Source organism: Streptomyces sp. NRRL F-525 (assembly GCF_000716605.1).
GTDB lineage: Bacteria > Actinomycetota > Actinomycetes > Streptomycetales > Streptomycetaceae > Streptomyces.
This window is the reverse complement of record NZ_JNXE01000042.1, coordinates 102,717-127,215: the sequence shown is the minus strand read 5'-3', so window position 1 is coordinate 127,215 and position 24,499 is coordinate 102,717. Positions and strand designations below refer to the sequence as shown.

15 protein-coding genes are annotated in these 24,499 nt (G+C 70.4%); 3 read left to right on the top strand and 12 right to left on the bottom strand.

Annotated elements, in window-relative coordinates; all coding sequences use genetic code 11:
* Window positions 1-58: 58 nt before the first annotated feature.
* Window positions 59-1,291 carry a radical SAM family heme chaperone HemW gene (gene hemW / locus OO69_RS40510; RefSeq protein ID WP_033285938.1) on the bottom strand — a complete coding sequence of 411 codons (1,233 nt, stop codon included), beginning with the start codon at window positions 1,289-1,291 and terminating at the stop codon, window positions 59-61.
* Between the two features lie 31 nt (window positions 1,292-1,322).
* Entirely contained in the window at window positions 1,323-3,221 is a 1,899-nt protein-coding gene (locus OO69_RS40505; protein WP_033285937.1) for a SpoIIE family protein phosphatase, read from the bottom strand.
* A gap of 102 nt (window positions 3,222-3,323) precedes the next feature.
* Between OO69_RS40505 and OO69_RS40500 the strand changes: the two genes are divergently transcribed.
* Both OO69_RS40500 and OO69_RS40495 read left to right on the top strand, forming a co-directional pair.
* On the top strand, window positions 3,324-7,475 hold the full coding sequence (locus OO69_RS40500; protein WP_199811128.1) for a HAMP domain-containing protein: 4,152 nt from the start codon (window positions 3,324-3,326) through the stop codon (window positions 7,473-7,475).
* Window positions 7,476-7,487: 12 nt separating this feature from the next.
* On the top strand, window positions 7,488-8,063 hold the full coding sequence (locus OO69_RS40495; RefSeq protein WP_033285936.1) for a response regulator: 576 nt from the start codon (window positions 7,488-7,490) through the stop codon (window positions 8,061-8,063).
* A gap of 106 nt (window positions 8,064-8,169) precedes the next feature.
* Here the strand turns inward: OO69_RS40495 and OO69_RS40490 are convergent, their stop codons facing one another.
* Both OO69_RS40490 and lepA read right to left on the bottom strand, forming a co-directional pair.
* Window positions 8,170-10,056, bottom strand: a complete 1,887-nt coding sequence (locus OO69_RS40490) for an AMP-dependent synthetase/ligase (protein ID WP_033285996.1) — start codon at window positions 10,054-10,056, stop codon at window positions 8,170-8,172.
* Between the two features lie 307 nt (window positions 10,057-10,363).
* Entirely contained in the window at window positions 10,364-12,238 is a 1,875-nt protein-coding gene (gene lepA, locus OO69_RS40485) for a translation elongation factor 4 (protein ID WP_033285935.1), read from the bottom strand.
* Window positions 12,239-12,527: 289 nt separating this feature from the next.
* On the opposite strand from lepA, the gene rpsT reads away from it, so the two are divergent.
* Entirely contained in the window at window positions 12,528-12,794 is a 267-nt protein-coding gene (gene rpsT, locus OO69_RS40480) for a 30S ribosomal protein S20 (RefSeq protein ID WP_019064182.1), read from the top strand.
* A 201-nt stretch (window positions 12,795-12,995) separates the two neighbouring features.
* Here the strand turns inward: rpsT and holA are convergent, their stop codons facing one another.
* The 8 genes from holA to leuS all read right to left on the bottom strand — a co-directional run bounded on the left by holA (window position 12,996) and on the right by leuS (window position 24,177).
* Window positions 12,996-13,985: a DNA polymerase III subunit delta gene (gene holA / locus OO69_RS40475; protein ID WP_199811127.1), complete on the bottom strand. Its 990-nt coding sequence runs from the start codon at window positions 13,983-13,985 to the stop codon at window positions 12,996-12,998.
* A 169-nt stretch (window positions 13,986-14,154) separates the two neighbouring features.
* On the bottom strand, window positions 14,155-14,400 hold the full coding sequence (locus tag OO69_RS40470; RefSeq protein WP_033285933.1) for a hypothetical protein: 246 nt from the start codon (window positions 14,398-14,400) through the stop codon (window positions 14,155-14,157).
* The gene (locus tag OO69_RS40465; RefSeq protein ID WP_033285995.1) at window positions 14,397-15,263 is read right to left on the bottom strand and encodes an arylamine N-acetyltransferase family protein; all 867 of its coding nucleotides are present in this window, start codon (window positions 15,261-15,263) and stop codon (window positions 14,397-14,399) included. Before OO69_RS40465 ends, OO69_RS40470 begins: the two co-directional genes overlap by 4 nt.
* A gap of 4 nt (window positions 15,264-15,267) precedes the next feature.
* Window positions 15,268-17,952: a ComEC/Rec2 family competence protein gene (locus OO69_RS40460; RefSeq protein WP_420707952.1), complete on the bottom strand. Its 2,685-nt coding sequence runs from the start codon at window positions 17,950-17,952 to the stop codon at window positions 15,268-15,270.
* Window positions 17,949-18,986 (bottom strand): helix-hairpin-helix domain-containing protein, encoded by a 1,038-nt coding sequence (locus OO69_RS52670; RefSeq protein ID WP_420707953.1) that lies wholly within the window; start codon window positions 18,984-18,986, stop codon window positions 17,949-17,951. Before OO69_RS52670 ends, OO69_RS40460 begins: the two co-directional genes overlap by 4 nt.
* 473 nt (window positions 18,987-19,459) lie before the next feature.
* A complete protein-coding gene (locus OO69_RS40445) occupies window positions 19,460-20,305 on the bottom strand; it encodes a DegV family protein (protein WP_033285931.1) in 846 nt (281 codons plus the stop codon).
* A 108-nt stretch (window positions 20,306-20,413) separates the two neighbouring features.
* Window positions 20,414-21,145 (bottom strand): hypothetical protein, encoded by a 732-nt coding sequence (locus OO69_RS40440; protein WP_033285930.1) that lies wholly within the window; start codon window positions 21,143-21,145, stop codon window positions 20,414-20,416.
* Window positions 21,146-21,297: 152 nt separating this feature from the next.
* Window positions 21,298-24,177, bottom strand: a complete 2,880-nt coding sequence (gene leuS, locus OO69_RS40435; protein WP_033285929.1) for a leucine--tRNA ligase — start codon at window positions 24,175-24,177, stop codon at window positions 21,298-21,300.
* Window positions 24,178-24,499 lie beyond the last annotated feature (322 nt).

Genomic DNA, 24,499 nt, shown 5'->3' with positions numbered 1-24,499 from the left:
TAGGAACCAGCGTAAGGACCGAACCGACGATCCGCACTGATTCACTCCCCCGAGTGAATCAGTCCACCAAGTCCCTGACCACGGCATCGGCCAGCAACCGCCCCCGCAACGTAAGCACCGCACGCCCCTCCTCGTACGGCCCCGCCTCCAGCAGCCCCTCCCCCAGCGCCCGGCGCGAAGCCGCGAGCCCCTCCGGGCGGAGGAGGTCCAGCGGGGCGCCCTCGCGGAGTCGTAGCTCCAGGAGGATGCGTTCCACCCGGCGGTCCTCCTCGGAGAGGATCTCGCGGCCCGCGCCCGGTGAGCGGCCCGCCGCCAGCGCGCCCGCGTACGCGCCCGGGTGCTTCACGTTCCACCACCGGACCCCACCGACGTGCGAGTGGGCTCCGGGGCCCGCGCCCCACCAGTCGGCGCCGCGCCAGTAGAGCTCGTTGTGGAGACAACGGCCGGAATTCGATGTCGCCCAGTTCGAGACCTCGTACCAGTCGAAGCCCGCCGCCGACATCACCTCGTCGGCGATGAGGTAGCGGTCGGCGTGGACGTCGTCGTCCGTCATGGGGACCTCGCCGCGGCGGATGCGGCGGGCGAGCTGGGTGCCCTCCTCGACGATCAGGGCGTAGGCGCTGATGTGGTCGGGGCCCGCGCCGAGGGCGGAGTCGAGCGAGGCGCGCCAGTCGTCGTCCGTCTCGCCCGGGGTGCCGTAGATCAGGTCGAGGTTGACGTGGTCGAAGCCGGCCGCGTGGGCCTCGGCGACGCAGGCCTCGGGGCGGCCGGGGGTGTGGGTGCGGTCCAGCACCTTCAGTACGTGCTGTTTCGCGCTCTGCATGCCGAAGGAGACGCGGTTGAAACCGCCGTCGCGGAGGGCCGCGAGGTAGGCGGGGTCCACCGACTCCGGGTTCGCCTCCGTCGTGATCTCCGCGTCCGGTGCCAGGCCGAACTCGTCCCGGATCGCGCCCAGCATCCGGACGAGATCGCCCGCCGCGAGCAGCGTGGGCGTGCCGCCGCCGACGAAGACCGTGCGGACCGGGCGCGGGTCGTCGCCGAGGACCTTGCGGGCCAGGCGGACCTCGTCGATCAGGGTGTCCGCGTAGTTGTCGCGGGAGGCCAGCACTCCGCCCGTGCCGCGCAGCTCGGTCGCCGTGTAGGTGTTGAAGTCGCAGTAGCCGCAGCGGGTCGCGCAGTACGGGACGTGCAGGTAGAACCCGAGGGGGCGGTCGGCGGCCCCGGCGAGCGCCTGTGCGGGCAGTGCGCCGTCTTCGGGGACGGGATCGCCGTCGGGGAGTGCGGAAGGCATGTCTTCCATTGTCCAGCACCGGTACGACTGCCTACTCCGCCTGTTCCGCCTGGAGCACCAGCAGCGCCATGTCGTCCTCCGGCGGGCGGCCACCGAACTCGTGGACCAGGCGTTTGATCCGCTCCGCGATCAGCTCGGCGCTCAGCCCCGCGCAGTCGGCGAGCGCGGTCGCCAGCCCGTCGCCGTCGTCGAACTGGACCGAGCCGGAGCGCCGCTCGGTCACCCCGTCCGTGACGCACAACAGGCTGTCGCCGGGCCGGAGTTCGAAGGTCTCGCTGGTGTACGTCACGTCCTCGATGACCCCGAGGAGGGTCTGCGGGCGGGCCGCCGTACCGACGCTGCCGTCCGGGCCGAGGAGCAGCGGCAGCGGGTGTCCGGCGGAGGCGAGGGTGCAGTGGACGCCGCCGTCGAAGGGGACGAGCTCGCCGTAGAGGAGGGAGAGGAAGCGGGGGCCGTCGCCGACCGGGCCCGGCATGCCGCCCGCGGCCACGAGCGCGTGGGCGGCCGCGTCGGCGGCCTCGGTGGCGTCGTCGAGGAGCAGCTGGTTGAGGCGGTCGAGGACGTCGGCCGTGCCGTAGCCCTCGCGGGCGAGCAGGCGTAGCCAGGGGCGGGCCAGGCCGATCACCACGGCGGCCTCGGGGCCCTTGCCCTGAACGTCGCCGAGGGCGAAGCACCAGCGGCCGTCGCCGGCCGGGAAGAGGTCGTAGAAGTCGCCGCTGGGGCCGCCCTTGTCGCACGGTTCGTAGACGAGGGCGCTGTGCACGCCGGGGATCTCGGCGACCGCGCCGGGCAGCAGGCCGCGCTGGAGGACGCGGCTGATGGTGGCCTGGCGGGCGTACTGGCGGGCCGCGCCGATGGCGAGCGCGACGCGGCGGCTGAGGTCCTCGACCAGGCCGGTGACCTCGTCGGGGAAGCGGGGCAGCCCGGACCGCCCGATGACCAGCGTGCCGAGCGGTCGGCCGCCCGCGATGAGGCGGTACGACAGTGCCGCGCCGTGGGTGCCGTGCGGGCCCAGCGCGTCGGCGGGCCAGGGGTAGGACACGGGCCGCAGGGTGTCCGGCGGGCGGGGCGGGTCCTTCTCCAGGGCGGCGCGCAGTTCCTCGATGCGGTTCTCGCTGCCGTGCCAGACGCGGGCGAGGCGCGGCCCGGCGCTGGTGCCCTCGCCCCAGCCGCCGCCGCGGCCCATCGCCTCGTCCTCCAGCCATACGGCGCACCAGTCGGCCAGCCTCGGCACGATCAGCTGTCCGGCGAGCGCGGCGACGAGATCCTCGTCGAGCTGTCCGGCGAGGAGGTCGGAGGCCTCGGCGAGGAAGGAGAGCGCGCCGCGGCCGAGCCAGTCCCGGTCGCGTTCGGCGCGTTGGGGTTCGGGGGCGAGGATCTCGGCTACGCGCAGGCCGCGTTCACCGCCGTAGGTCTCCAACTCCTCGGCGGCCGGGGTGCCTTCGGCGGGCAGGCGGGCCCAGACGGTCTTGACGCCGGTGCGGTAGGTGACGCCCCAGGCCTCGGCGAGGGTGGAGACGAGGCGCAGGCCGCGACCGAACTCCGGTGTCTCGTAAGCCGGTTCGGCGCTGTTGTCGCGCGGGGCGCGGGAGGGGTGGTGGTCGGCGACCTCGACGACGATCGAGTCGGTGTCCTCAAGACGGCACACCAACTCGACGTCCGTGCCCGCGTGCACGACCGCGTTGGTGACGAGTTCGCTGACGACGACCATCGCGTCGTCGACCAGCCGGTCGGTGAGCTTCTCGGTGCCGGGCAGGCCGAGTTCGGCCCACTCACGGAGCGCGGCGCGCACCAGTCCGCGGGCGGAACCGGGTGCGAGGGGGCTGCCGGAGAGCGTGGCGCGCACCGTCGTACGCCGGTCCGCGCCGGGGTGCGCGGGCGCATCGGGAGCACGCCAAGTGGTCTCCCGTTGCGTGGGTATGGCCCCCATGCGCAGCTCCCCGAGCAGTTCGGACGAATACGCCTCGATCGATGCGGACAGAGTGACAGACTGACCGCGCGCATAAGCGCCGAGTTACCGAAGTGGGCCGCCATGAGTGAGAACAGTGCTACGCGTGTGCTCGAAGTCGGTCAGAAAGACGACTGGATTCGAGCATCCGATCTCCGTCCGCTGCTCGCCGTGATGACGGCCGCCCGCGACGGCGACTTCACGAAGGCGCCGGAGACGGGCCACGGCATGGTGGCCGAACTGACCGCCGCCTTCAACCAGATCATGGACCGCAGCACCCACTTCAACTCCGAGACGCAGCGCGTCCGGCGGGAGCTGATCCGCCACGGCCGCCTGGACGAGCGCCTCTCGGCCAGCCCCGGCCAGGGCGGCTGGACCTCCCGCGTCAACGACGTCAACCAGCTCCTCGACGCCCTGGTCGCCCCGGCCGCCAACGCGACCCGGGTACTGGACGCGGTGGCGGGCGGCGATCTGACCCAGCGGGTCGATCTGCACGACGGCAGCAGGCAGTTGCGCGGTGACCTACGGCATCTGGGCCGGGCCGTGAACAAGATGGTGGACCAACTCTCCCTGTTCACCGGCGAGGTGACCCGGGTGGCCCGCGAGGTTGGCACCGAGGGCAGACTCGGCGGCCGCGCCAAGGTGACACGGCTGTCCGGGAGTTGGCGCGATGTGACCGAGGCGGTCAACACGATGGCGTCCCGGCTGACGGCGCAGGTGCGGGACATCGCCCTCGTGACGACGGCGGTGGCGCGCGGTGACCTGACCCGTACGGTCACGGTCGAGGCGACCGGTGAGCTGCTCGAACTCAAGCTCACCGTGAACACGATGGTCGACCAGCTGTCGGCCTTCGCGGACGAGGTGACGCGCGTCGCCCGAGAGGTGGGCACCGAGGGGCAGTTGGGCGGTCGCGCGCAGGTGCGGGGCGTGTCCGGGGTCTGGAAGGACCTCACCGACAACGTCAACTTCATGGCGTCGAACCTGACTTCACAGGTGCGGAACATCGCCCAGGTGACCACCGCCGTTGCCAACGGCGACCTGTCACAGAAGATCACGGTCGACGCGCAGGGCGAGATCCTGGAGTTGAAGTCGACCATCAACACGATGGTCGACCAGCTCTCCGCCTTCGCGGACGAGGTCACCCGCGTCGCCCGCGAGGTCGGCACCGAGGGCAACCTCGGCGGGCGCGCTCAAGTGCGGGGCGTGAGCGGCGTCTGGAAAGACCTCACCGACAACGTCAACTTCATGGCGGACAACCTGACTTCACAGGTCAGGAACATCGCCCTCGTGTCGACCGCCGTCGCGCAGGGCGACCTCGGCAAGAAGATCACGGTGGAGGCCAAGGGCGAGATCCTGGAGCTGAAGTCCACGATCAACACGATGGTGGACCAGCTCTCCGCCTTCGCCGACGAGGTCACCCGCGTGGCCCGTGAGGTCGGCACCGAGGGCAACCTCGGCGGACAGGCGCAGGTGCGGGGCGTCAGCGGCGTCTGGAAGGACCTCACGGACAACGTCAACTTCATGGCCCTGAACCTGACTTCACAGGTGCGGAACATCGCCCAGGTCACCACCGCCGTGGCCAACGGCGACCTGTCGAAGAAGATCACCGTCGACGCGCGCGGTGAGATCCTCGAACTCAAGGACACCGTCAACACGATGGTGGAGCAGCTGCGCGCCTTCGCCGACGAGGTGACCCGGGTGGCCCGCGAGGTCGGCACGGACGGCCGACTCGGCGGCCGGGCCCAGGTGTTGGGCGTCTCGGGTGTCTGGCGGGACCTGACCGACAACGTCAACTACATGGCCGACAACCTGACTTCGCAGGTACGGAACATCGCGCAGGTCGCGACGGCGGTGGCGCAGGGCGACCTGTCGAAGAAGATCGACGTGGACGCGCGCGGCGAGATCCTGGAGCTGAAGACCACCATCAACACGATGGTCGACACGCTGTCGTCCTTCTCGTCCGAGGTCACCCGGGTGGCGCGCGAGGTCGGTTCCGAGGGCCAACTCGGCGGCCAGGCAAGGGTGGAGGGCGTCTACGGCACCTGGAAGCGCCTGACGACCAACGTGAACGAACTCGCACTCAACCTCACCACGCAGGTCCGCGCGATCGCCGAGGTGGCCTCGGCGGTGGCGCAGGGCGACATGTCCCGCTCGATCACGGTGGAGACCCAGGGCGAGGTCACCGAGCTCAAGGACAACATCAACCTGATGGTGGCCAACCTCCGCGAGACGACCCGCGCGAAGGACTGGCTGGAGTCGAACCTGGCCCGCCTCGCCGCGCTGATGCAGGGGCACCGGGACCTGATGGAGGTCGCCGACCTGATCCTGCGCGAGCTGACCCCGCTGGTGAACGCGCAGTACGGGGCGTTCTTCCTGGCCGATCCCGACGAGGACAGCCTGCGAACGGCCATCCCTGCCAAGGGACTTGCCTTCATCGCCGGGTACGGGTCGGCGCAGGCCGCGACCGTGGACACGGGCGCCATGCCGGTGCACGGGCTGGTGCGGCAGGCGGCGCGGGAGAAGAAGCGGATCCTGGTGGAGGAGGCCCCGCCGGACTACATCAAGATCAACAGCGGGCTCGGGGAAGCCGCCCCGGCGAGCGTGGTCATCATCCCGATCATCTTCGAGGACAAACTCCTCGGCGTGATCGAACTGGCCTCGTTCTCCCGCTTCTCCGACGTCCACCTGGCCTTCTTCGACCAGTTCGTGAACACCATCGGCGTCGCAATCAACACCATCATCGCCAACTCCCGCACGGAGTCCCTGCTCGGCCAGTCCCAGCGGCTGGCCACGCAGTTGCAGGAACGTTCGGACGAACTCCAGAAGCAGCAGGCCGAGTTGCAGCGGTCCAACGCCGAACTGGAGGAGAAGGCTGCCCTGTTGGCGACCTCCTCGCAGTACAAGTCGGAGTTCCTGGCGAACATGAGCCATGAGCTGCGGACCCCGCTGAACTCGCTGCTGATCCTGGCCCGGCTGCTCTCCGACAACCCGGACGGCCGACTCTCCGACCAGGAAGTGCAGTTCGCGACCACGATCCACCGCTCCGGCTCGGACCTCCTCCAGCTCATCAACGACATCCTCGACCTGTCGAAGATCGAGGCCGGCCGCATGGACGTACGCCCGAAGCGGCTCCCGCTCATCAAGCTCCTCGACTACGTCCACGCCACGTTCCGCCCGCTCACCCTGGACCGGGGGCTCTCCTTCGAGGTGTCGGTCGGCGAGGACGTACCGCGCGAGCTGTGGTCGGACGAGCAGCGGCTCCAGCAGATCCTGCGCAACCTGCTGTCCAACGCCATCAAGTTCACCGCGACGGGCCGCGTCGAACTCCGCGTCAACCGGGTCAAGGACCCGGAGCACCGCTACTGCGACGACAGCGACGAGGTCATCGTGTTCGCCGTCTCCGACACCGGGATCGGCATCGCCGCCGAGAAACTCCCGGTGATCTTCGAGGCGTTCCAGCAGGCCGACGGCACGACCAACCGCAAGTACGGCGGTACGGGGCTCGGGTTGTCCATCAGCCGTGAGATCGCGGGCCTGTTGGGCGGCCGTATCGTCGCCGAGAGCGAGCCGGGACGGGGGTCCACCTTCACTCTCTACGTCCCCGTGGTCAGCCCCGGGCACGCGGCGGGCGGCGCGCCGCTCACCGAGGACCGCGAACTCCCGCTGCTGGCCGAGCAGTTGTCCAGTGAGCCGTACACCTCGACCGAGGTGGACGACTCGTGGCCGACGCCCACCAAGCTGGAGGCGTGGAAGGCCGGGCGGGCGGGTCAAGTGCTGCCCGGGCGGCGGGTGTTGATCGTGGACGACGACATCCGCAACGTCTTCGCGCTCACCCATGTGCTGGGGCGGGTCGGGATGCCGGTGCTCTACGCGGAGAACGGGCGTGAGGGCATCGAGACGCTGGAGCGCAACCCGGACGTCGAACTCGTGCTGATGGACATCATGATGCCGGAGATGGACGGGTACGAGACCATCGCCGCCATCCGCCGCGCTCCGCGCTGGACCGGGCTGCCCATCGTCGCGCTCACCGCGAAGGCGATGCCGGGCGACCGGGAGAAGTCCATCGCGCGGGGCGCGAACGACTACGTACCGAAGCCGGTGGATGTCGATCAGTTGTTGACGGTCGTCTGCGCGCTGCTGGATCCCGAGGGCGAGGCCGGCGCCGCGTCCGAGGACATCACGGTGGCGGATCCGGGTACTTCAGGGGAGACGGCGGCACCGCCGACGACTGAGTGAGGCACAGTCATCATGAGCGCTGAGGCAACGACCGACGAAAGTGCCGGCATCCTCCTGGTCGACGACATGGAGGACAACCTGGTCGCGCTGGAGGCCGTCCTGGGGTCCCTCAACGAGCCGCTGGTACGGGCTCGTTCGGGCGAGGAGGCGATGAAGGCGCTGCTGCGGCAGCGGTTCGCGGTGGTTCTGCTGGACATCCGGATGCCGGGCATGGACGGGTTCGAGACCGCGGCGAACATCAAGCGGCTCGATCAGACCAAGGACGTGCCGATCATCTTTCTCACCGGCACGGACGCGGATGCGGGGTATGCGTTTCGGGGGTATGCCACGGGTGCGGCCGACTATCTGACCAAGCCGTTCGATCCCTGGGTGTTGCGGGCCAAGGTCAGCGTGTTTCTTGAACTGCACCGTAAGAACCAGTTGTTGGAGCGGATGCTGGCGCGGGAGCAGGGGCAGTTCGATGAACTGGCGTTGCGGCTCAAGGAGATTGAGGCGCGGATGGCTGCGAGTTCGATTGTTGAGGTGGGGGAACTTCGGGTTCAGGTGCGGGAGATGGGGCAGCTGGTGAGGGATCTGCGGCGGCGTTAGGGCGCGGTGGGTGCGTTGTTGCCTGCGGGCCGGTGGGGGCTTGTCGCGCAGTTCCCCGCGCCCCTGATGGCCCGCGGCCCCTTCGGGGCGCGGGCCATCAACATGACTACGCCTCGCGTGAGCCCGCGTACATCTCGTCGATCAGGTGCTTGTACTCGCGTTCCACCACCGGGCGCTTGAGCTTGAGGCTCGGGGTGATCTCGCCGTGTTCCACGTCTAGGTCGCGCGGGAGGAGGCGGAACTTCTTGATGGTCTGCCAGCGTTGGAGGCCCTCGTTGAGTTCCTTGACGTAGGCCTCGATCAGGGCGACCGTCGCGGGGGCGGCTACGACCTCGGCGTAGGACTTGCCCTCCAGGCCGTTCTCCTTGGCCCATTCCAGGATGGAGGGTTCGTCGAGGGAGATGAGGGCGGTGCAGAAGTTCCGGTCGGCGCCGTGGACCAGGATGTTGGAGACGTAGGGGCAGACGGCCTTGAACTGACCCTCGACCTCGGCGGGGGCGATGTACTTGCCGCCGGAGGTCTTGATCAGGTCCTTCTTGCGGTCCGTGATGCGGAGGTAGCCGTCGGGGGACAGCTCGCCGATGTCGCCGGTGTGGAACCAGCCGTCGGATTCCAGGACCTCGGCGGTCTTCTCGGGGAGGCCGTGGTAGCCCTCCATGATGCCGGGGCCGCGCAGCAGGATCTCGCCGTCGTCCGCGATGCGCACCTCCGTGCCGGGCAGCGGCTTGCCGACCGTGCCGGTGCGGTAGGCCTCGCCGGGGTTCACGAAGGAGGCCGCGGAGGACTCGGTCAGGCCGTAGCCCTCGAGGATGTGGATGCCGGCGCCGGCGAAGAAGTAGCCGATGTCGGGCGCGAGCGCGGCCGATCCGGAGACGCAGGCGCGCAGCTTGCCGCCGAAGGCCTCGCGGATCTTCGCGTAGACCAGCGCGTCGGCGACCTTGTGCTTGGCGGCGAGGCCGAAGGGCGCGGTGGCCGTGCCGGTGCGGCGGAAGTTGTCCTGGGTGACCTTGGCGTACTCGCGGGCGACCTCGGCGGCCCACTGGAAGATCTTGTACTTGGAGGCGCCGCCCGCGCGTGCCTTGGCCGCGACGCCGTTGTAGACCTTCTCGAAGATGCGCGGGACGGCCGCCATGTACGTCGGCTGTACGACCGGCAGGTTCTCGATGATCTTGTCGACCCGGCCGTCCACGGCGGTGACGTGCCCGATCTCGATGTGCCCGGAGGTGAGCACCTTGCCGAAGACGTGGGCGAGGGGCAGCCACAGGTACTGGACGTCCTCGGGGCCGAGGAGGCCGGTCGCGGCGATGGCCTTGGCGAGGTAGGACCAGTTGTCGTGCGGGAGGCGGACTCCCTTGGGGCGGCCGGTCGTTCCCGAGGTGTAGATGATCGTCGCGAGCTGGTCCTTGGTGATGGCCGCGACCCGCTCCTTGATCAGGTCCGGGTTCTTCTCCAGGTACGCGGCGCCGCGCTGCTCCAGCTCGGCGAGGGTGAGCACCCAGTCGCCCTCGTCGGCTCCGGTCTCGACGCCGGTCGGGTCGATGACCACGACGTGCGTCAGCTCGGGCAGGTCGGCGCGCTTCTCGCGCGCCTTGGCGAGCTGCGCCGCGTCCTCCGCGATGAGGACCCTGCTGCCGGAGTCGGCGAGGATGAAGGTCGACTCGTCGGCGTTGGTCTGCGGGTACACCGTGGTCGTGGCGGCGCCGGCGCACAGGATGCCCAGGTCGGCGAGGATCCACTCGACGCGGGTGGCGGAGGCGAGCGCGACACGCTCCTCGGGCTGGACGCCCAGTTCGATCAGACCGGCCGCGATCGCGAAGACCTGCTCGGCGGCCTGCGCCCAGGTCAGCGACTTCCACTCGTCGGGGCCCGCACCGGAGGCCGCCGGCACCGGGTAGCGGTAGGCCTCGGCGTCCGGCGTGGCCGCCACGCGCTCCAGGAAGAGGCCCGCCACGGACGGCGGACGGTTCTCGATCAGGGTCTGTGTGTCGCTCACGACATCCTCCGGGGCCCGCGACAGTGCGGTCACTGGCTCATTGCTGCGGCGGTTGGCTCAATGCGGCTGGTGGCTCTTGTGGCTGTTGTTTAACTCGCGAGTAACTATCGAGCAGTGATCAGAGTAAGCCGCGACCGGCCGGTGCGTAAGGGGCGGTGGACGGTCACTTCGAACAGCGCCATGACCACTTCGTACAGAGCCAAGACTCAGGGCCCGCGGCGCCGAAGCGCAACGGGCCCTGGGAATCGTCTGGCTGTCGTCCGAAATTTCGGTGTACGGGGTCGCTACTTCCCGCCCTCGGCGCCGCCTACTTCTTGCCCTTGGCTCCGCCACCGCTGTCGTCGCTGGACAGCACCGCGATGAAGGCCTCCTGGGGAACCTCCACGGAACCCACCATCTTCATCCGCTTCTTGCCCTCCTTCTGCTTCTCCAGCAGCTTCCGCTTACGGGAGATGTCACCGCCGTAGCACTTGGCGAGGACGTCCTTGCGGATGGCGCGGATGGTCTCGCGGGCGATGACCCGGGAGCCGATCGCGGCCTGGATGGGCACCTCGAAGGCCTGCCGCGGGATGAGTTCCCGCAGCTTGGCGACCAGCCGCACGCCGTACGCGTACGCCGCGTCCTTGTGCGTGATCGCCGAGAAGGCGTCCACCTTGTCGCCGTGCAGCAGGATGTCCACCTTGACCAGGCTGGACGTCACCTCGCCGGTGGGCTCGTAGTCGAGCGAGGCGTAGCCGCGGGTCTTGGACTTCAGCTGGTCGAAGAAGTCGAAGACGATCTCCGCGAGGGGGAGCGTGTAGCGGATCTCGACGCGGTCCTCGGAGAGGTAGTCCATGCCGAGCAGGGTGCCGCGCCGGGTCTGGCACAGCTCCATGATCGCGCCGATGAACTCCGACGGCGCGAGGATCGTCGCGCGGACGACGGGCTCGTAGACCTTGTCGATCTTCCCCTCGGGGAACTCGCTCGGGTTGGTGACGACGTGCTCGCTGCCGTCCTCCATCTCGACCCGGTACACCACGTTCGGCGCGGTCGCGATGAGGTCGAGCCCGAACTCGCGCTCCAGCCGCTCCCGGATCACGTCCAGGTGCAGCAGCCCGAGGAAGCCGACGCGGAAGCCGAAGCCCAGCGCCGCCGAGGTCTCCGGCTCGTAGACGAGCGCGGCGTCGTTGAGCTGGAGCTTGTCGAGGGCCTCGCGCAGCTCCGGGTAGTCGGACCCGTCCAGCGGATACAGGCCCGAGAAGACCATCGGCTTGGGGTCCTTGTAGCCGCCGAGCGCCTCGGTCGCGCCCTTGTGCAGGGTGGTGATCGTGTCACCGACCTTGGACTGGCGGACGTCCTTCACCCCGGTGATCAGATAGCCGACCTCGCCGACCCCGAGCCCGTCCGCGCCGAGCATCTCCGGCGAGTTCGTCCCGATCTCCAGCAGCTCGTGCGTGGCGTTCGTGGACATCATCCGGATCTTCTCGCGCTTGGTGAGCTGTCCGTCGATGACCCTGATGTACGTCACGACACCGCGGTAGGAGTCGTAGACCGAGTCGAAGATCATGGCGCGGGCGGGCGCGTCCGCGTTCCCGACCGGCGCCGGGATCTCCTTGACGACCTTGTTCAGCAGCGCGTCGACCCCGATACCGGTCTTGGCGGACACCCGCAGCACGTCGTCGGGGTCGCACCCGACGAGGTTGGCCAGCTCCTCCGCGAACTTCTCCGGCTGCGCGGCCGGCAGGTCGATCTTGTTCAGCACGGGGATGATCGTGAGGTCGTTCTCCATCGCCAGGTAGAGGTTGGCGAGGGTCTGGGCCTCGATGCCCTGGGCGGCGTCCACGAGCAGCACGGTGCCCTCGCAGGCGGCGAGCGACCGCGAGACCTCGTACGTGAAGTCGACGTGTCCCGGGGTGTCGATCATGTTGAGGATGTGGGTGCTGCCCTGGTCGTCCCCGAGGGTCGGGGCCCACGGCAGACGCACGGCCTGGGACTTGATCGTGATGCCACGCTCGCGCTCGATGTCCATGCGGTCGAGGTACTGAGCACGCATCTGCCGGCTGTCGACCACTCCGGTCAGCTGGAGCATCCGGTCGGCGAGCGTGGACTTGCCATGGTCGATGTGCGCGATGATGCAGAAATTGCGGATCAGCGCCGGGTCGGTACGGCTCGGCTCGGGCACATGGCTGGGGATCGCGGGCACGCAGGGTCCTGATTCTTGAGGCGTCCGCAGTGTCTGCGGTCTCGGGTCGGATCGATACGTAGCTTCCATCGTCCCACGCGCGGGAGGTGCGGTCCGGTTTGGGAGGGTGCGGGACGGTAACCAATGGCCCCTCGGCGACCGGTTTGGGTGGGCCGGTGGGCGGCTGGTAGCCTGGGTGGCTGTGCCTCATCCCTGATCGGTATCTCCGCTCGGTGCGAGGCGCACCCCAAGGAAAATCATCGGCCCGGGACCCTTGCGGCCCCGTGCCAGAACCTGCAAAGGCTCATTCGTGGCGAACATCAAGTCCCAGATCAAGCGGATCAAGACCAACGAGAAGGCTCGGCTGCGCAACAAGGCCGTCAAGTCCTCCCTGAAGACCGCGATCCGCAAGGCCCGCGAAGCCGCTGCCGCGGGTGACGTCGAGAAGGCCACCGAGTACCAGCGCGCTGCCGCGCGTCAGCTCGACAAGGCCGTCGCGAAGGGCGTCATCCACAAGAACCAGGCCGCCAACAAGAAGTCGGCGCTTGCTTCCAAGGTCACCGCGCTCCAGGGCTGATCCTCCGCACTTGCCTCGGCCCGCGCTCGCGCGGACCGGAGCAGTAGCAATCCACCGTGAGGACAACGTCGAGCCCTCTACCTCGATTCACGGACAGACATCGTGGTCGCCACGCCACGTACAGTGCCCCCGGACCCACTTCGGGGGCACTGCTGTTTCCCGGGGCGCTTGCGCCGCCTGCGAGTCGAGACGGAGCCGGGGTCAGGCCTGGCCCCGGGACCGAGCGGCCCGGGCGATCGCGACGACCGCCTTCTCCAACGCGTACTCCGGATCGTCCCCCCCGCCCTTCACTCCCGCGTCCGCCTCGGCCACCGCCCGCAGCGCGACGGAGACCGCGTCCGGTGTCCACCCCCGCATCTGCTGCCGTACCCGGTCGATCTTCCACGGCGGCATCCCCAGCTCACGCGCCAGATCCGCCGGCCGTCCCCCGCGCGCGGACGACAGCTTCCCGATCGCCCGCACCCCCTGCGCCAACGCGCTGGTGATCAGCACCGGCGCCACCCCGGTGGACAACGACCACCGCAACGCCTCCAGCGCCTCCGCCGCCCGCCCCTCCACGGCCCGGTCCGCGACCGTGAAGCTCGACGCCTCGGCCCGCCCCGTGTAGTACCGCCCGACGACCGCCTCGTCGATGGTCCCCTCGATGTCGGCGACCAACTGGGAGACGGCGGACGCCAGTTCCCGCAGATCACTGCCGAGGGAGTCGACCAGCGCCTGGCAGGCCTCCGGCGTGGCGGATCTCCCGGTCGCCCGGAACTCACCCCGCACGAACGCCAGCCGGTCCGCCGGCTTCGTCATCTTCGGGCAGGCCACCTCCCGCGCCCCCGCCTTGCGCGCGGCATCGAGCAGCCCTTTGCCCTTGACCCCGCCGGCGTGCAACAGCACCAGCGTGATCTCCTCGGCGGGCGCACCGAGGTACGCCTTCACGTCCTTGATCGTGTCCGCGGACAGATCCTGCGCGTTGCGTACGACCACGACCTTGCGCTCCGCGAAGAGCGACGGGCTGGTCAACTCGGCGAGTGTGCCGGGCTGCAGCTGGTCCGAAGTCAGGTCACGTACGTCCGTGTCGGCGTCGGAGGCCCGAGCAGCGGCCACCACCTCCCGCACGGCACGGTCGAGCAGGAGGTCCTCCTGGCCCACGGCAAGCGTCACCGGGGCGAGAGGGTCGTCATTCGCAGTCTTCCTGGCCATCTCGTAAAGCATCGCACGCGCCACTGACAACGCGTCCCGCGTGCCGGGTGCCGTGTGCCGGGTCGGACGGGGGTGCGGGTCCGGGTGCGAGTCCGGGTGCTCGGGTTCGGGCGCGGTGCGGGTTCAGGCGCGGGTGCGGGTCCGAGTCCGACCGTAGAATCCGCCGCCGCTACGGCTCCTCGCGCCAGCCGTCCCACTCCCCCGCGAACGCGTCCAGCTCCGCGGGATCGAGCCGGCCGTCCTCGTCCCGCAGAACGAGCAGCCACTGCGCGTCCTCGGCATCGTCCTCACCGGCCAGCGCGTCCCGCACCAGCCGCGGTTCCTCGTCGAGTGCGAACCGCTCCCCGAGCACCTCCGCCGCCTCCTGAGCCGCGTCACGGTCGGGCAGCACCAGCACATGTCTCACATCGCTCACGGGGACATTTTCTCCCCAGGCGCCCGCACCTCCGGAACCGACCCCAGCTCGATCCCGAACCGCTCCCGGTACACCCCCAGGACCTCCTCGTCCGCAGCCAGTTCACGTACGTCCCGCGTCCCCTCCTCACTGGTCGTCGTGAGGGTCCGGCCGGCGAGTGTGATCCTCCCGCCGTCCTCCAGGAGCCGTGAACAGACCAGTGACCGGGTGAAGTGCGAGGCCGGTGACGTGCTGTGCCACCACGCTCCGGCCACGAAGTCACCGAGCACCCGGGGCCGCACCTCCAGGCGGTACTCGGGCCTCCCGTTCCGCACCACATCCAGGTCAGTCGCCTCCCCCGAAACCGCTCCCGCTCCCTCTCCGGACACCCCGCCCCGAACCCCGGCCGCATCCGGTCCCGACGCGACAACCCTGAACGTGCCGCCGGGATCCTCCTGTTCACCCCGCTCCTCGAAGGCCAGCGGATAGTGACTGTGCGTCCCGAAGCCCACGTCGGCCAGCCACGCGCCCCCGTCCGCCGTCCCCACCCGGAGCGCGAGATGGTCGTACGGAATCCCCGTCCGCCCCTCGTCCCCGTACACCCGCGCCGCGAGCAGCGTGACGTCGAAGCCCAGCGCGGTGAGCAACGCGCCGAACAGTCCGTTCAGTTCGTAGCAGAACCCGCCCCTTCCCTCGCCCACCACCTTGTCCAGCAGCCGGTCCTCCTCCAGCACGATCTCCTCTCCCAGATGGATCGACAGGTTCTCGAACGGCACGGTCCGCAGGTGGCGCAGGTGCAGCTCGCGGAGGGCATCGGCGGTGGGCGACGCCGGGTGCTGGACTCCCAGCCGGCGGAGATAGGCATCAACCTGTGCGGGATTCATGCCCTCAGTCTCGCGCCACCCGCAGCCCGTCTCCTTCCCCACTCACCGCCAACGCCCCGTCCACGTCCGTCCGGAGGACAACCGCACCCATGGCCCGCAGTGCCGCGACCGTGCTGGGGGCGGGGTGCCCATAGGTGTTGTTCTCTCCGCAGGAGATCAATGCCAGCCGCGGGGCCACCCTGCGTATCAGGTCCGGATCTTGAAAAGCCGATCCATGATGCGCGACTTTGAGAACGTCCACGCCTCCCAGCAACGCTGCCGCCGGTGACCTCAACAGCTCCTGCTGGGCCGGGGGTTCGAGGTCCCCGAGCAGCAGCATCCGCAGCCCGGCCGTCCGTACCAGCAGCGCGACGCTCGCGTCGTTCGGCCCGTCAGGGTCCGGTGCCGGGCGCGCTGGGGGCCACAGGACCTGCCAGGACAGCGGGCCGGTGCGGCGCTGTTCCCCGGCTACGGCCCGGGTGATCGGGATGTGCCGTTCCGCCGCCGCTCTCCGTACGGCCTCGACCTGGTCCGCGGGCTCTTCGAACGACGTCGTCTCGATCGCGCCCACCGAGCGGCCCCGCAGCACCCCGGGCAACCCTGCCACGTGGTCGGCGTGGAAGTGGGTGAGGACGACGAGCGGGATCCTCGTGATGCCGAGCGTGCGCAGGCACTGGTCGACCAGCTTCGGATCGGGTCCGGCATCGACGACCACGCCGGTGCCCTTGCCCGCCGCGAGGACCGTCGCGTCACCTTGCCCGACATCACACATCGCGAATCTCCAACCCGGCGGCGGCCACCCCGTGATCACCCGCGTCAACGGCGCCGGCGCCACCACGATCAGCAGCAGCGACAACCCGCAGACACCGCACAACCAGGGGTGCCTCAACAGCCGCCGCCCGACCAGCACCAGGGCCGCGACAGCGAGGGCGAGCAGCAGTGCCCCGGTCCAGCTGCCCGGCCAGTCCACTCCCCCACCGGGCAGCGCCGCGCCGGTCCGGGCGACGTCCGCGATCCACCCGGCGGGCCAACTCGCGCCCCAGGCAAGGACCTTGGCCACCGGCATCGCCACCGGTGCCGCCGCCAGCGCCGCGAAGCCCAGCACCGTGGCCGGTGCGACGGCGATCTCCGCGAGCAGATTGCACGGCACCGCCACCAGACTGACCCGCGCCGACAGCACGGCCACGACCGGCGCGCACAACGCCTGCGCGGCGGCAGCTGCGGCGAGCGCCTCGGCCAGCCGCGGTGGAACCCGGTGCCGCCGCAGCGTCTCGCACCAGCGCGGCGCGAGCGTGAGCAGGGCACCGGTGGCCAGCACGGAGAGCAGGAAGCCGTAACTCCGGGCCAGCCACGGGTCGTAGAGCACCAGCAGCAATACGGCCGTCGCCAGCGCCGGGATCAGTGATCTGCGGCGCCCGGTCGCCAGGGCGAGCAGTGCGACGGCACCGCAGGCCGCGGCCCGCAGCACGCTCGGGTCGGGGCGGCACACGACGACGAACCCGAGCGTGAGCACCCCGCCGAGCAGTGCGGTCGCCCGGAGGGAGATGCCCAACCGCGGTGCCAGACCCCGGCGTTCGATGTGCTGGGCGAGGCCGGGTGGTCCGATGAGGAGGGCGAGCAGGATGGTGAGGTTGCTTCCGGAGACGGCGAGCGTGTGCGCGAGGTCCGTCTCCTTGAAGGCCTCGTCCAACTCGGGTGTGATCCGCGCGGTGTCCCCGACGACCAGCCCCGGCAGCAACGCCCGCGCGTCCGCCGGCAGCCCGTCGGTCGCCGCACGCAGCCCGGCCCGCAGCCGTCCCGCGAACCGCTGCGCTCCGGACGGCTCCCCCACCACCTCCGGCACCGGCTGGTTCCGCACCCGCAGCACGGCCGCGACCCGGTCCCCGCCCGTCAGCGAGGGCGCCAACCGCGCGGTCACCTTCACCCGCGTCGACGGAAGCAGCCCGAGCCAGGGCGAACGCTCCGGCCCACCACGGGAACCCCGTGCCCGGCCCTCTCCCTTGGAGGACGAACCCGGGTCGACGATCAACAGCACCGGCGCCCGCGTCTCCACGACCGTCCCGTCCAACTCCTCGACCCGCCGCACCTCGGCGTCGACCAGCACGGAGACCGGAGCCGCGTGATCCCCGCTGACCCGGGGCCGGGTCAACCGTGGATCGGAACCGACCTCCACCTCCGCGGTCACGGTCGCGTACTCCCGCGCCAGCTCGGGCACCGGCCCACGCCGCAGATCCGCCCCGTGCAGCCCGGCGGAGGCCGCGGCCGCGGCGATGGAAAGGAGCAGGGCGGCGATGGAGACCCGGGGCCATGCGGCCTGCCGCCATGAGCGTGTGGGGCGAACGCCTTCCGGTGAAACGCCTTCCCGTAAGAGGTCGGCATCCGGCTGTGACCGGGCGTGGCCGGCATCTGCCCCTGCCCTGTCCCGCCGCCGCGTCACCAGCAGCAGCACGAGCCCCACGGTCAACGAGGCGACGGCGACTCCGGTGACCCAGGCCGGTGACGCGTCCAGCGCCAGTGCCGCCGTCGCCCAGGCCGCGAGCGCGGGCGGTACGAGTCGTAGGTCCGTCGGTTCTTCCTGTTGGGGGTGTGCGGCACCCCGCCGACTGCCGGAGTCGGCGTGCACCGTTCGGCGGGGCGGCGAGGAGACGTCGTCCTGTGCGGTACGGCGAGGCGTCGCGGGCTCGGGCGGATCGTCGTGGACGTGGGTCATGGCTGAACCAGGTCCCGCAGATCGGCGAAGCGGCGGTCGCCGATGCCGTTGACCTGGCGCAACTCGTCCACCGAGCGGAACCCGCCGTGCTGGGTGCGGTAGTCGATGATGTGCTGGGCCAGCACCGGGCCCACGCCGGGCAGGGTGTTGAGCTGGTCCGCGGTGGCCGTGTTGAGGGAGACCGGAGCGGTCGGAGCGGCGGCGCCCGCAGCCGAGCCGACCGCCCCCGCCGTGTTCGCGCCACCCGCACCGGGCACCGCCGCGGGCGCCGGACCGCCGACGACGATCTGCTCCCCGTCCACGAGGAAACGAGCCCGGTTGAGCCCGTCGGTGTCGGTGCCCGGACGTACCCCACCCGCCGCCCGCAACGCATCGGTCACCCGCGAACCGGCCGGAAGCCGATGAACCCCGGGCTCCCGGACCTTGCCGCCGACGTCCACGACGATCTCGGTACCGGCCGCACCCGAAGCACCCCGCGCTCCGATTGACGAGGCACGCGGTTCGGCACCCTTCCCCGCAGCCCCGCCCCTGCTTCCAACCCCGTCCCCATCTCCATAGGGAGCCGCCGCCCCCACCACCTCCGGGGCACGCACGGGTTGGGTCCGGCCCACCCAGAAGTGCTGCACGGCGAAGACCGCGGCCACGACGAGCAGTACACCGAGCGCGACCACGTTCCGCCGCTCCAGCCCACACCGCGTCTGCACCCACACCGGCATCCGCTCCCGCAGAGCCGCCCCGGCTCGCTCCCGCCAGGCCCCCGGCGTACGATCCCGCCTGCCGTCGACCTCGCCGGTGCCGCTGAACTCCCCAGCGTCTCCGGCCACTTCGGCCCCTCCGGCGTACGAGAAACCATCCGGCTCCAGGGCAACACGCACCGGCGAACCCACCCGGGCCACCCGCGGCTCCGGCCCCGGCCCCGGCTCCGGCCCCGGCCCCGGCTCCGGCTCCGGCTCCGGCTCCGGCTCCGGCTCCCGAGCAGTCCACGGACCAGCATCAACAGGCGCAGGAGAACGAAGCCCCGCCGCCCTGACCACAGGCGGCACAGGCAGCACGGACGAAGCAGCCTGCCCCCTAACCTCAGCCCCCGGGAGAACCGGAGGCCCTACGGCCTCACCCCCGTCCTCACCATCACCGCCACTGCCCCCTCCACCCGGCGGCCCATTCCCCAACTCCCCCCACTCCCCGGCACGTTCACCAGGTTCGCCAGGTTCGCCAAAGAGCAGTTCCGCCCGTCGCCGAAGCTCATCCGCCGAGGCTTCGCGATGTGCCCGCCCCCGTGCGGGCGCGCGGCGATGCCGAGTCCGGCCGTCGGAGGACGGGGCGCGGCCCGGGCCGCTGGTCGCAGTCGCTGTGTGTGAGCGTGATCGAAGTGCCATGCGCCGAGGATCCGACATTCCCCGACATCGCGATGATCTTGGTCAATTCCCGGGGACGACCGCCCAGTTGTGGATAACTCCGTCACCCGAACGAGCGGCATCCACCCAAGGCACCGCTCCGACAAACCCCGTCACCGAGGCGAAACCACAGCCCCCAACAACCCAGGCCCGGTATGCGCCCCGATCACCGCCCCGACCTCACTGACATGCAGATCGGCCAGCCCCGGCACCCGCGCCCGCAACCGGTCCGCGAGCGCCGACGCCCGCTCGGGCGCGGAGAGATGGTGGACGGCGATGTCGACCTGTGCGCTGCCCGCCCGGTCCGCCGCGAGCTCCTCAAGGCGGGCGATCGCCCTCGACGCCGTCCGTACCTTCTCCAGGAGTTCGATGCGCCCGCCCTCCAGCTGGAGCAGCGGCTTCACGGCGAGCGCGGAGCCCAACAGGGCCTGTGCCGCGCCGATACGGCCGCCCCGGCGCAGATAGTCGAGGGTGTCGACGTAGAAGTAGGCGGAGGTGCCGGCGGCCCGCTTCTCCGCGGCCGTGACCGCCTCGTCCACCGTGCCGCCCGCCTCCGCCGTTTCGGCCGCGGCGAGGGCGCAGAAGCCGAGCGCCATCGCGACCATGCCGGTGTCCACTACCCGCACCGGCACCGGTGCCTCACGCGCGGCGACGACCGCCGCGTCGTAGGTGCCCGAGAGTTCGGCGGAGAGGTGGAGGGAGACGATGCCGGTGGCGCCGGACTCGGCGACCTTGCGGTAGGTCTCCGCGAAGAGCTGGGGGCTGGGGCGCGAGGTGGTGACCGGGCGGCGCTTCTGCAGGGCCTGGGCCAGGGAGCGGGTGGAGATCTCGGTGCCCTCTTCGAGCGCCCGGTCGCCGAGGACCACGGTCAACGGCACCGCTGTGATGCCGTGGCGCTCCATCGTCAGCGGCGGCAGGTAGGCCGTTGAATCGGTGACGATCGCGACATGGCGGGACATGAGCTGGAGGTTACCTGCCGTAGCGGCCGGGCGGCAGCCCGACCCCTTTCACCTGGGCCGGAACCGGCCGGATCACCACACGTCGCACACGCACACCGTGCCGCCCGGTCAAGTCGTGCTCTCGGGACGGGGTTTCTTCTGCCAGGGGTAGCTGGGGCGCCGTCCCGGCGGGGTGATGGCGGACGGGGCGGGCTCCTCGGCGGCGGGACGGGAGCGCGGAGTCTCCGGCCAGGTCTGCTGTCCGGCAGCGGCGTCGGCGGGCGGGGCATCGGGCCACGGCGGTGTCGTGTGCTCCGACTTCGTCCAGTGGCGGAGGGCACCGGCCTCCATGTCTATCTGGGCGCTCAGCGTGTCCAGGTCGTCCTCCGCGAAGCGGCCGGCGCGGTCGCGGGCCGCCCAGCGCAGCGAGTCCGCGGACTTCGTGATGCGCTCGGTGCGCTCGCGCAGGGCGGGCAGCCGCTCGGCGAGTGTCTTGCGGTCCGGCTCGGACTCCAGGCGCCTGAGCTCGCCGTCGAGTTCACGACCGTGCGCGCTGAGCCGCTCGAAGAGGCCCAGGGACTCCTTGAGGGACTCGTCCTCGGGCACGCCCGCGCGCAGCGCGTCCTGGGTCGCGCGCATCGACGTCCGCAGTGCGAGCCGGAGTTGGGCCACCTGTCCCTGCGGGCCTGGCTGGGCGAAGGACTTGGCGCGCAGGGTGTGGTCCTCGACCGAGCGCCTGGCCTGCGCGACCGTACGGTCGACACCGCGCTTGGCCGCGCCGACCGCCTTGACCGCCGCATAGCCGCCCACGACCACGAACAGCAGGAAGAGAAGGGCGAAGACTGTGATCACGGCTTCCAACGCTCCTCCACCGGCTCCGGGCGGCACACGCCGCGCCGCTCTTCAACGGTAAACGCAACGGGCAGGTCCGGAGTTCCACAGGAACCCTGGACCTGCCCGTAGGGGACTACCCCGAGGCAGCCGCCCCGACCCCGGCGAAGGGCCGCGCAGAACTACGCCGGAACGATGTTGACCAGCTTCGGCGCCCGCACGATGACCTTGCGGATGCCCGCGCCCTCCAGCGCCGCGACGACCTTCTCGTCGGCCAGCGCGACCTTCTCCAGCTCGGCGTCGGAGATCGACGGCGAGACCTCCAGGCGCGCCTTGACCTTGCCCTTGATCTGCACGACGCAGGTCACGCTCTCGTCCACGACGTACGCCGGGTCGGCGACCGGGAAGTCCTGGTGGACGACCGTGTCGGTGCGGCCCAGCTTGCGCCACAGCTCCTCGGCGACGTGCGGGGCCAGCGGCGCGATCAGCAGCACCAGCGACTCGGCGACCGGGCGCGGCACCGCGCCGCCCGCCTTCGTCAGCTGGTTGTTCAGCTCGGTGATCTTGGCGATGGCCGTGTTGAAGCGCAGGCCCGCCAGGTCCTGGCGCACCCCGTCGATCGCCTTGTGCAGGGCACGCAGCGTGTCCTCGTCGGGCTCGGTGTCGACGACGGTGACCTCACCGGTCGTCTCGTCGACGACGTTGCGCCACAGCCGCTGCAGCAGCCGGTACTGGCCCACCACCGCGCGCGTGTCCCACGGCCGGGACACGTCCAGCGGGCCCATGGCCATCTCGTACAGGCGCAGGGTGTCGGCGCCGTACTCGTCGCAGATCTCGTCCGGAGTGACCGCGTTCTTCAGGGACTTGCCCATCTTGCCCAGCAGCCGGGAGACCTTCTCGCCCTGGTAGTAGTACTCGCCACCCAGCTCCTCGACCTCGGCGGCCGGCACCGGGAAGCCGCGGCTGTCCCGGTAGACGTAGGCCTGGATCATGCCCTGGTTGAACAGCTTGTGGAACGGCTCCGGGGACGAGATGTGCCCCAGGTCGAACAGCACCTTGGACCAGAAGCGCGCGTACAGCAGGTGCAGTACGGCGTGCTCGGCGCCGCCGACGTACAGGTCGACGCCGCCGTGCGGCATGCCCGCGCGGGGGCCCATCCAGTACTGCTCGATGGCCGGGTCGACCAGCTTCTGGTCGTTGTGCGGGTCCAGGTAGCGCAGTTCGTACCAGCACGAACCGGCCCAGTTCGGCATGGTGTTGGTCTCGCGGCGGTACTTCTGGGGGCCGCGGCCGTCGCCCAGGTCCAGGGTGACGGCGACCCAGTCCTCGTTGCGGGACAGGGGCGTCTCCGGGGACGTGTCGGCGTCGTCCGGGTCGAAGGTGCGCGGCGAGTAGTCCTCGACCTCCGGCAGCTCCAGGGGCAGCATCGACTCGGGCAGCGAGTGCGCGATGCCGTCCTCGTCGTAGACGATCGGGAAGGGCTCGCCCCAGTAGCGCTGGCGGCTGAACAGCCAGTCCCGCAGGCGGAAGTTGACGGTGCCCTCGCCGATGCCCTTGCGGGCCAGCCACTCCGTGATGCGGGCCTTGGCCTCGGCCACGGGCAGGCCGTCCAGGGAGATGTCGTCGTTCGAGGAGTTGATGATCTTCGCGTCGTACGACCCGAAAGCGTCCTCCCAGGTGGACGTGTCCGTGCCGCGGCCGTCGGTCGGCTCGACGATGCAGGTGATCGGCAGCTCGAAGGCGCGCGCGAAGTCGAAGTCGCGCTGGTCGCCCGCCGGGACGGCCATGATCGCGCCGGTGCCGTAACCCATCAGTACGTAGTCGGCGATGAAGACCGGGATGCGGTCGCCGTTGACCGGGTTGGTCGCGAACGCGCCGGTGAAGACGCCGGTCTTCTCCTTGGCCTCGGTCTGCCGCTCCACGTCGGACTTGGTGCCGGCCTGCGCGCGGTACGCGGCGACGGCCTCCGCCGGGGTGGCGTGACCGCCGGTCCACGCGTCGCGCGTGCCCTCGGGCCAGGCGTCCGGGGTGAATGTGTCGACCAGGGGGTGCTCGGGTGCCAGCACCATGTAGGTCGCGCCGAACAGGGTGTCGGGGCGGGTGGTGAAGACGGTGATGCTCTCGCCGTCCACGGGGAAGTCGACGCGGGCGCCTTCGGAGCGGCCGATCCAGTTGCGCTGCTGCAGCTTGATGGCCTCGGGCCAGTCCAGCTCCTCCAGGTCCGCCAGCAGCCGGTCGGCGTAGGCGGTGATGCGCATGTTCCACTGGCGCAGCTTGGCCTTGAAGACGGGGAAGTTGCCGCGCTCGGAGCGGCCGTCGGCGGTGACCTCCTCGTTGGCCAGCACGGTGCCCAGTCCGGGGCACCAGTTGACGGGCGCGTCGGAGGCGTACGCCAGGCGGAACTCGCCCAGGACGTCGGCACGTTCGGTGGCGCTCAGCTCGGGCCACGCGCGCGTGTGCCCCGGTACGGCACGCTCACCGGTCTCGAACTGGGCGATCAGCTCGGCGATCGGGCGGGCCTTGTCGGCCTCGTCGTCGTACCAGGAGTTGAAGATCTGCAGGAAGATCCACTGGGTCCACTTGTAGTACTCGGGGTCGATCGTGGCGAACGACCGGCGCTTGTCGTGGCCCAGGCCCAGCGCGCGCAGCTGGGACTTCATGTTGGTGATGGCGGCCAGGGTGGTGATCCTGGGGTGCTCGCCGGTCTGGACGGCGTGCTGCTCGGCCGGCAGGCCGAAGGCGTCGAAGCCCAGGGTGTGCAGCACGTTGTGGCCGGTCATCCGCTGGAACCGGGCGAAGACATCGGTGGCGATGTAGCCCAGGGGGTGGCCGACGTGCAGGCCCGCACCGGAGGGATACGGGAACATGTCCATGATGAACTTCTTGGGGCGGGCGGCCAGTTCGGGGTCGCCGGCCAGGTCACCGGTCGGGTTCGGCGCCTCGTAGGTGCCCTCGGCGTCCCAGAAGTCCTGCCAGCGTGCTTCGATGTCCGCGGCCATCGCGGCCGTGTAGCGGTGCGGGGCGACCACCTCGGCGGCGGCAGCGGGGTTCGTCTCGCTCATGATCCTCAAAGCTCCATCGATCGTCTCTGCCAGCGGCTGCGACATTTCAGGCTGTGACATCCGCCATGGACATCCAGCAAATGAAAAATCCCCTCGCACAGGAGGGGACGCCGCGCTGATTCCGACCTCACCGTTCACCGGTGGTCGGGACTGATCAGCGCGGCTCGCTAAGCAGAAGGCGTACGGCACGCATGGCGTCAGAGTACCGCAGCCCTTGAGCACAACGCGACGCGCTTCCGTATCACCCTTGGCACCCTGTCCACACCGGCGTGGACTGACCCCGGTTCAAGGATTACCTTCGCGTACCACCCACTACGGGACA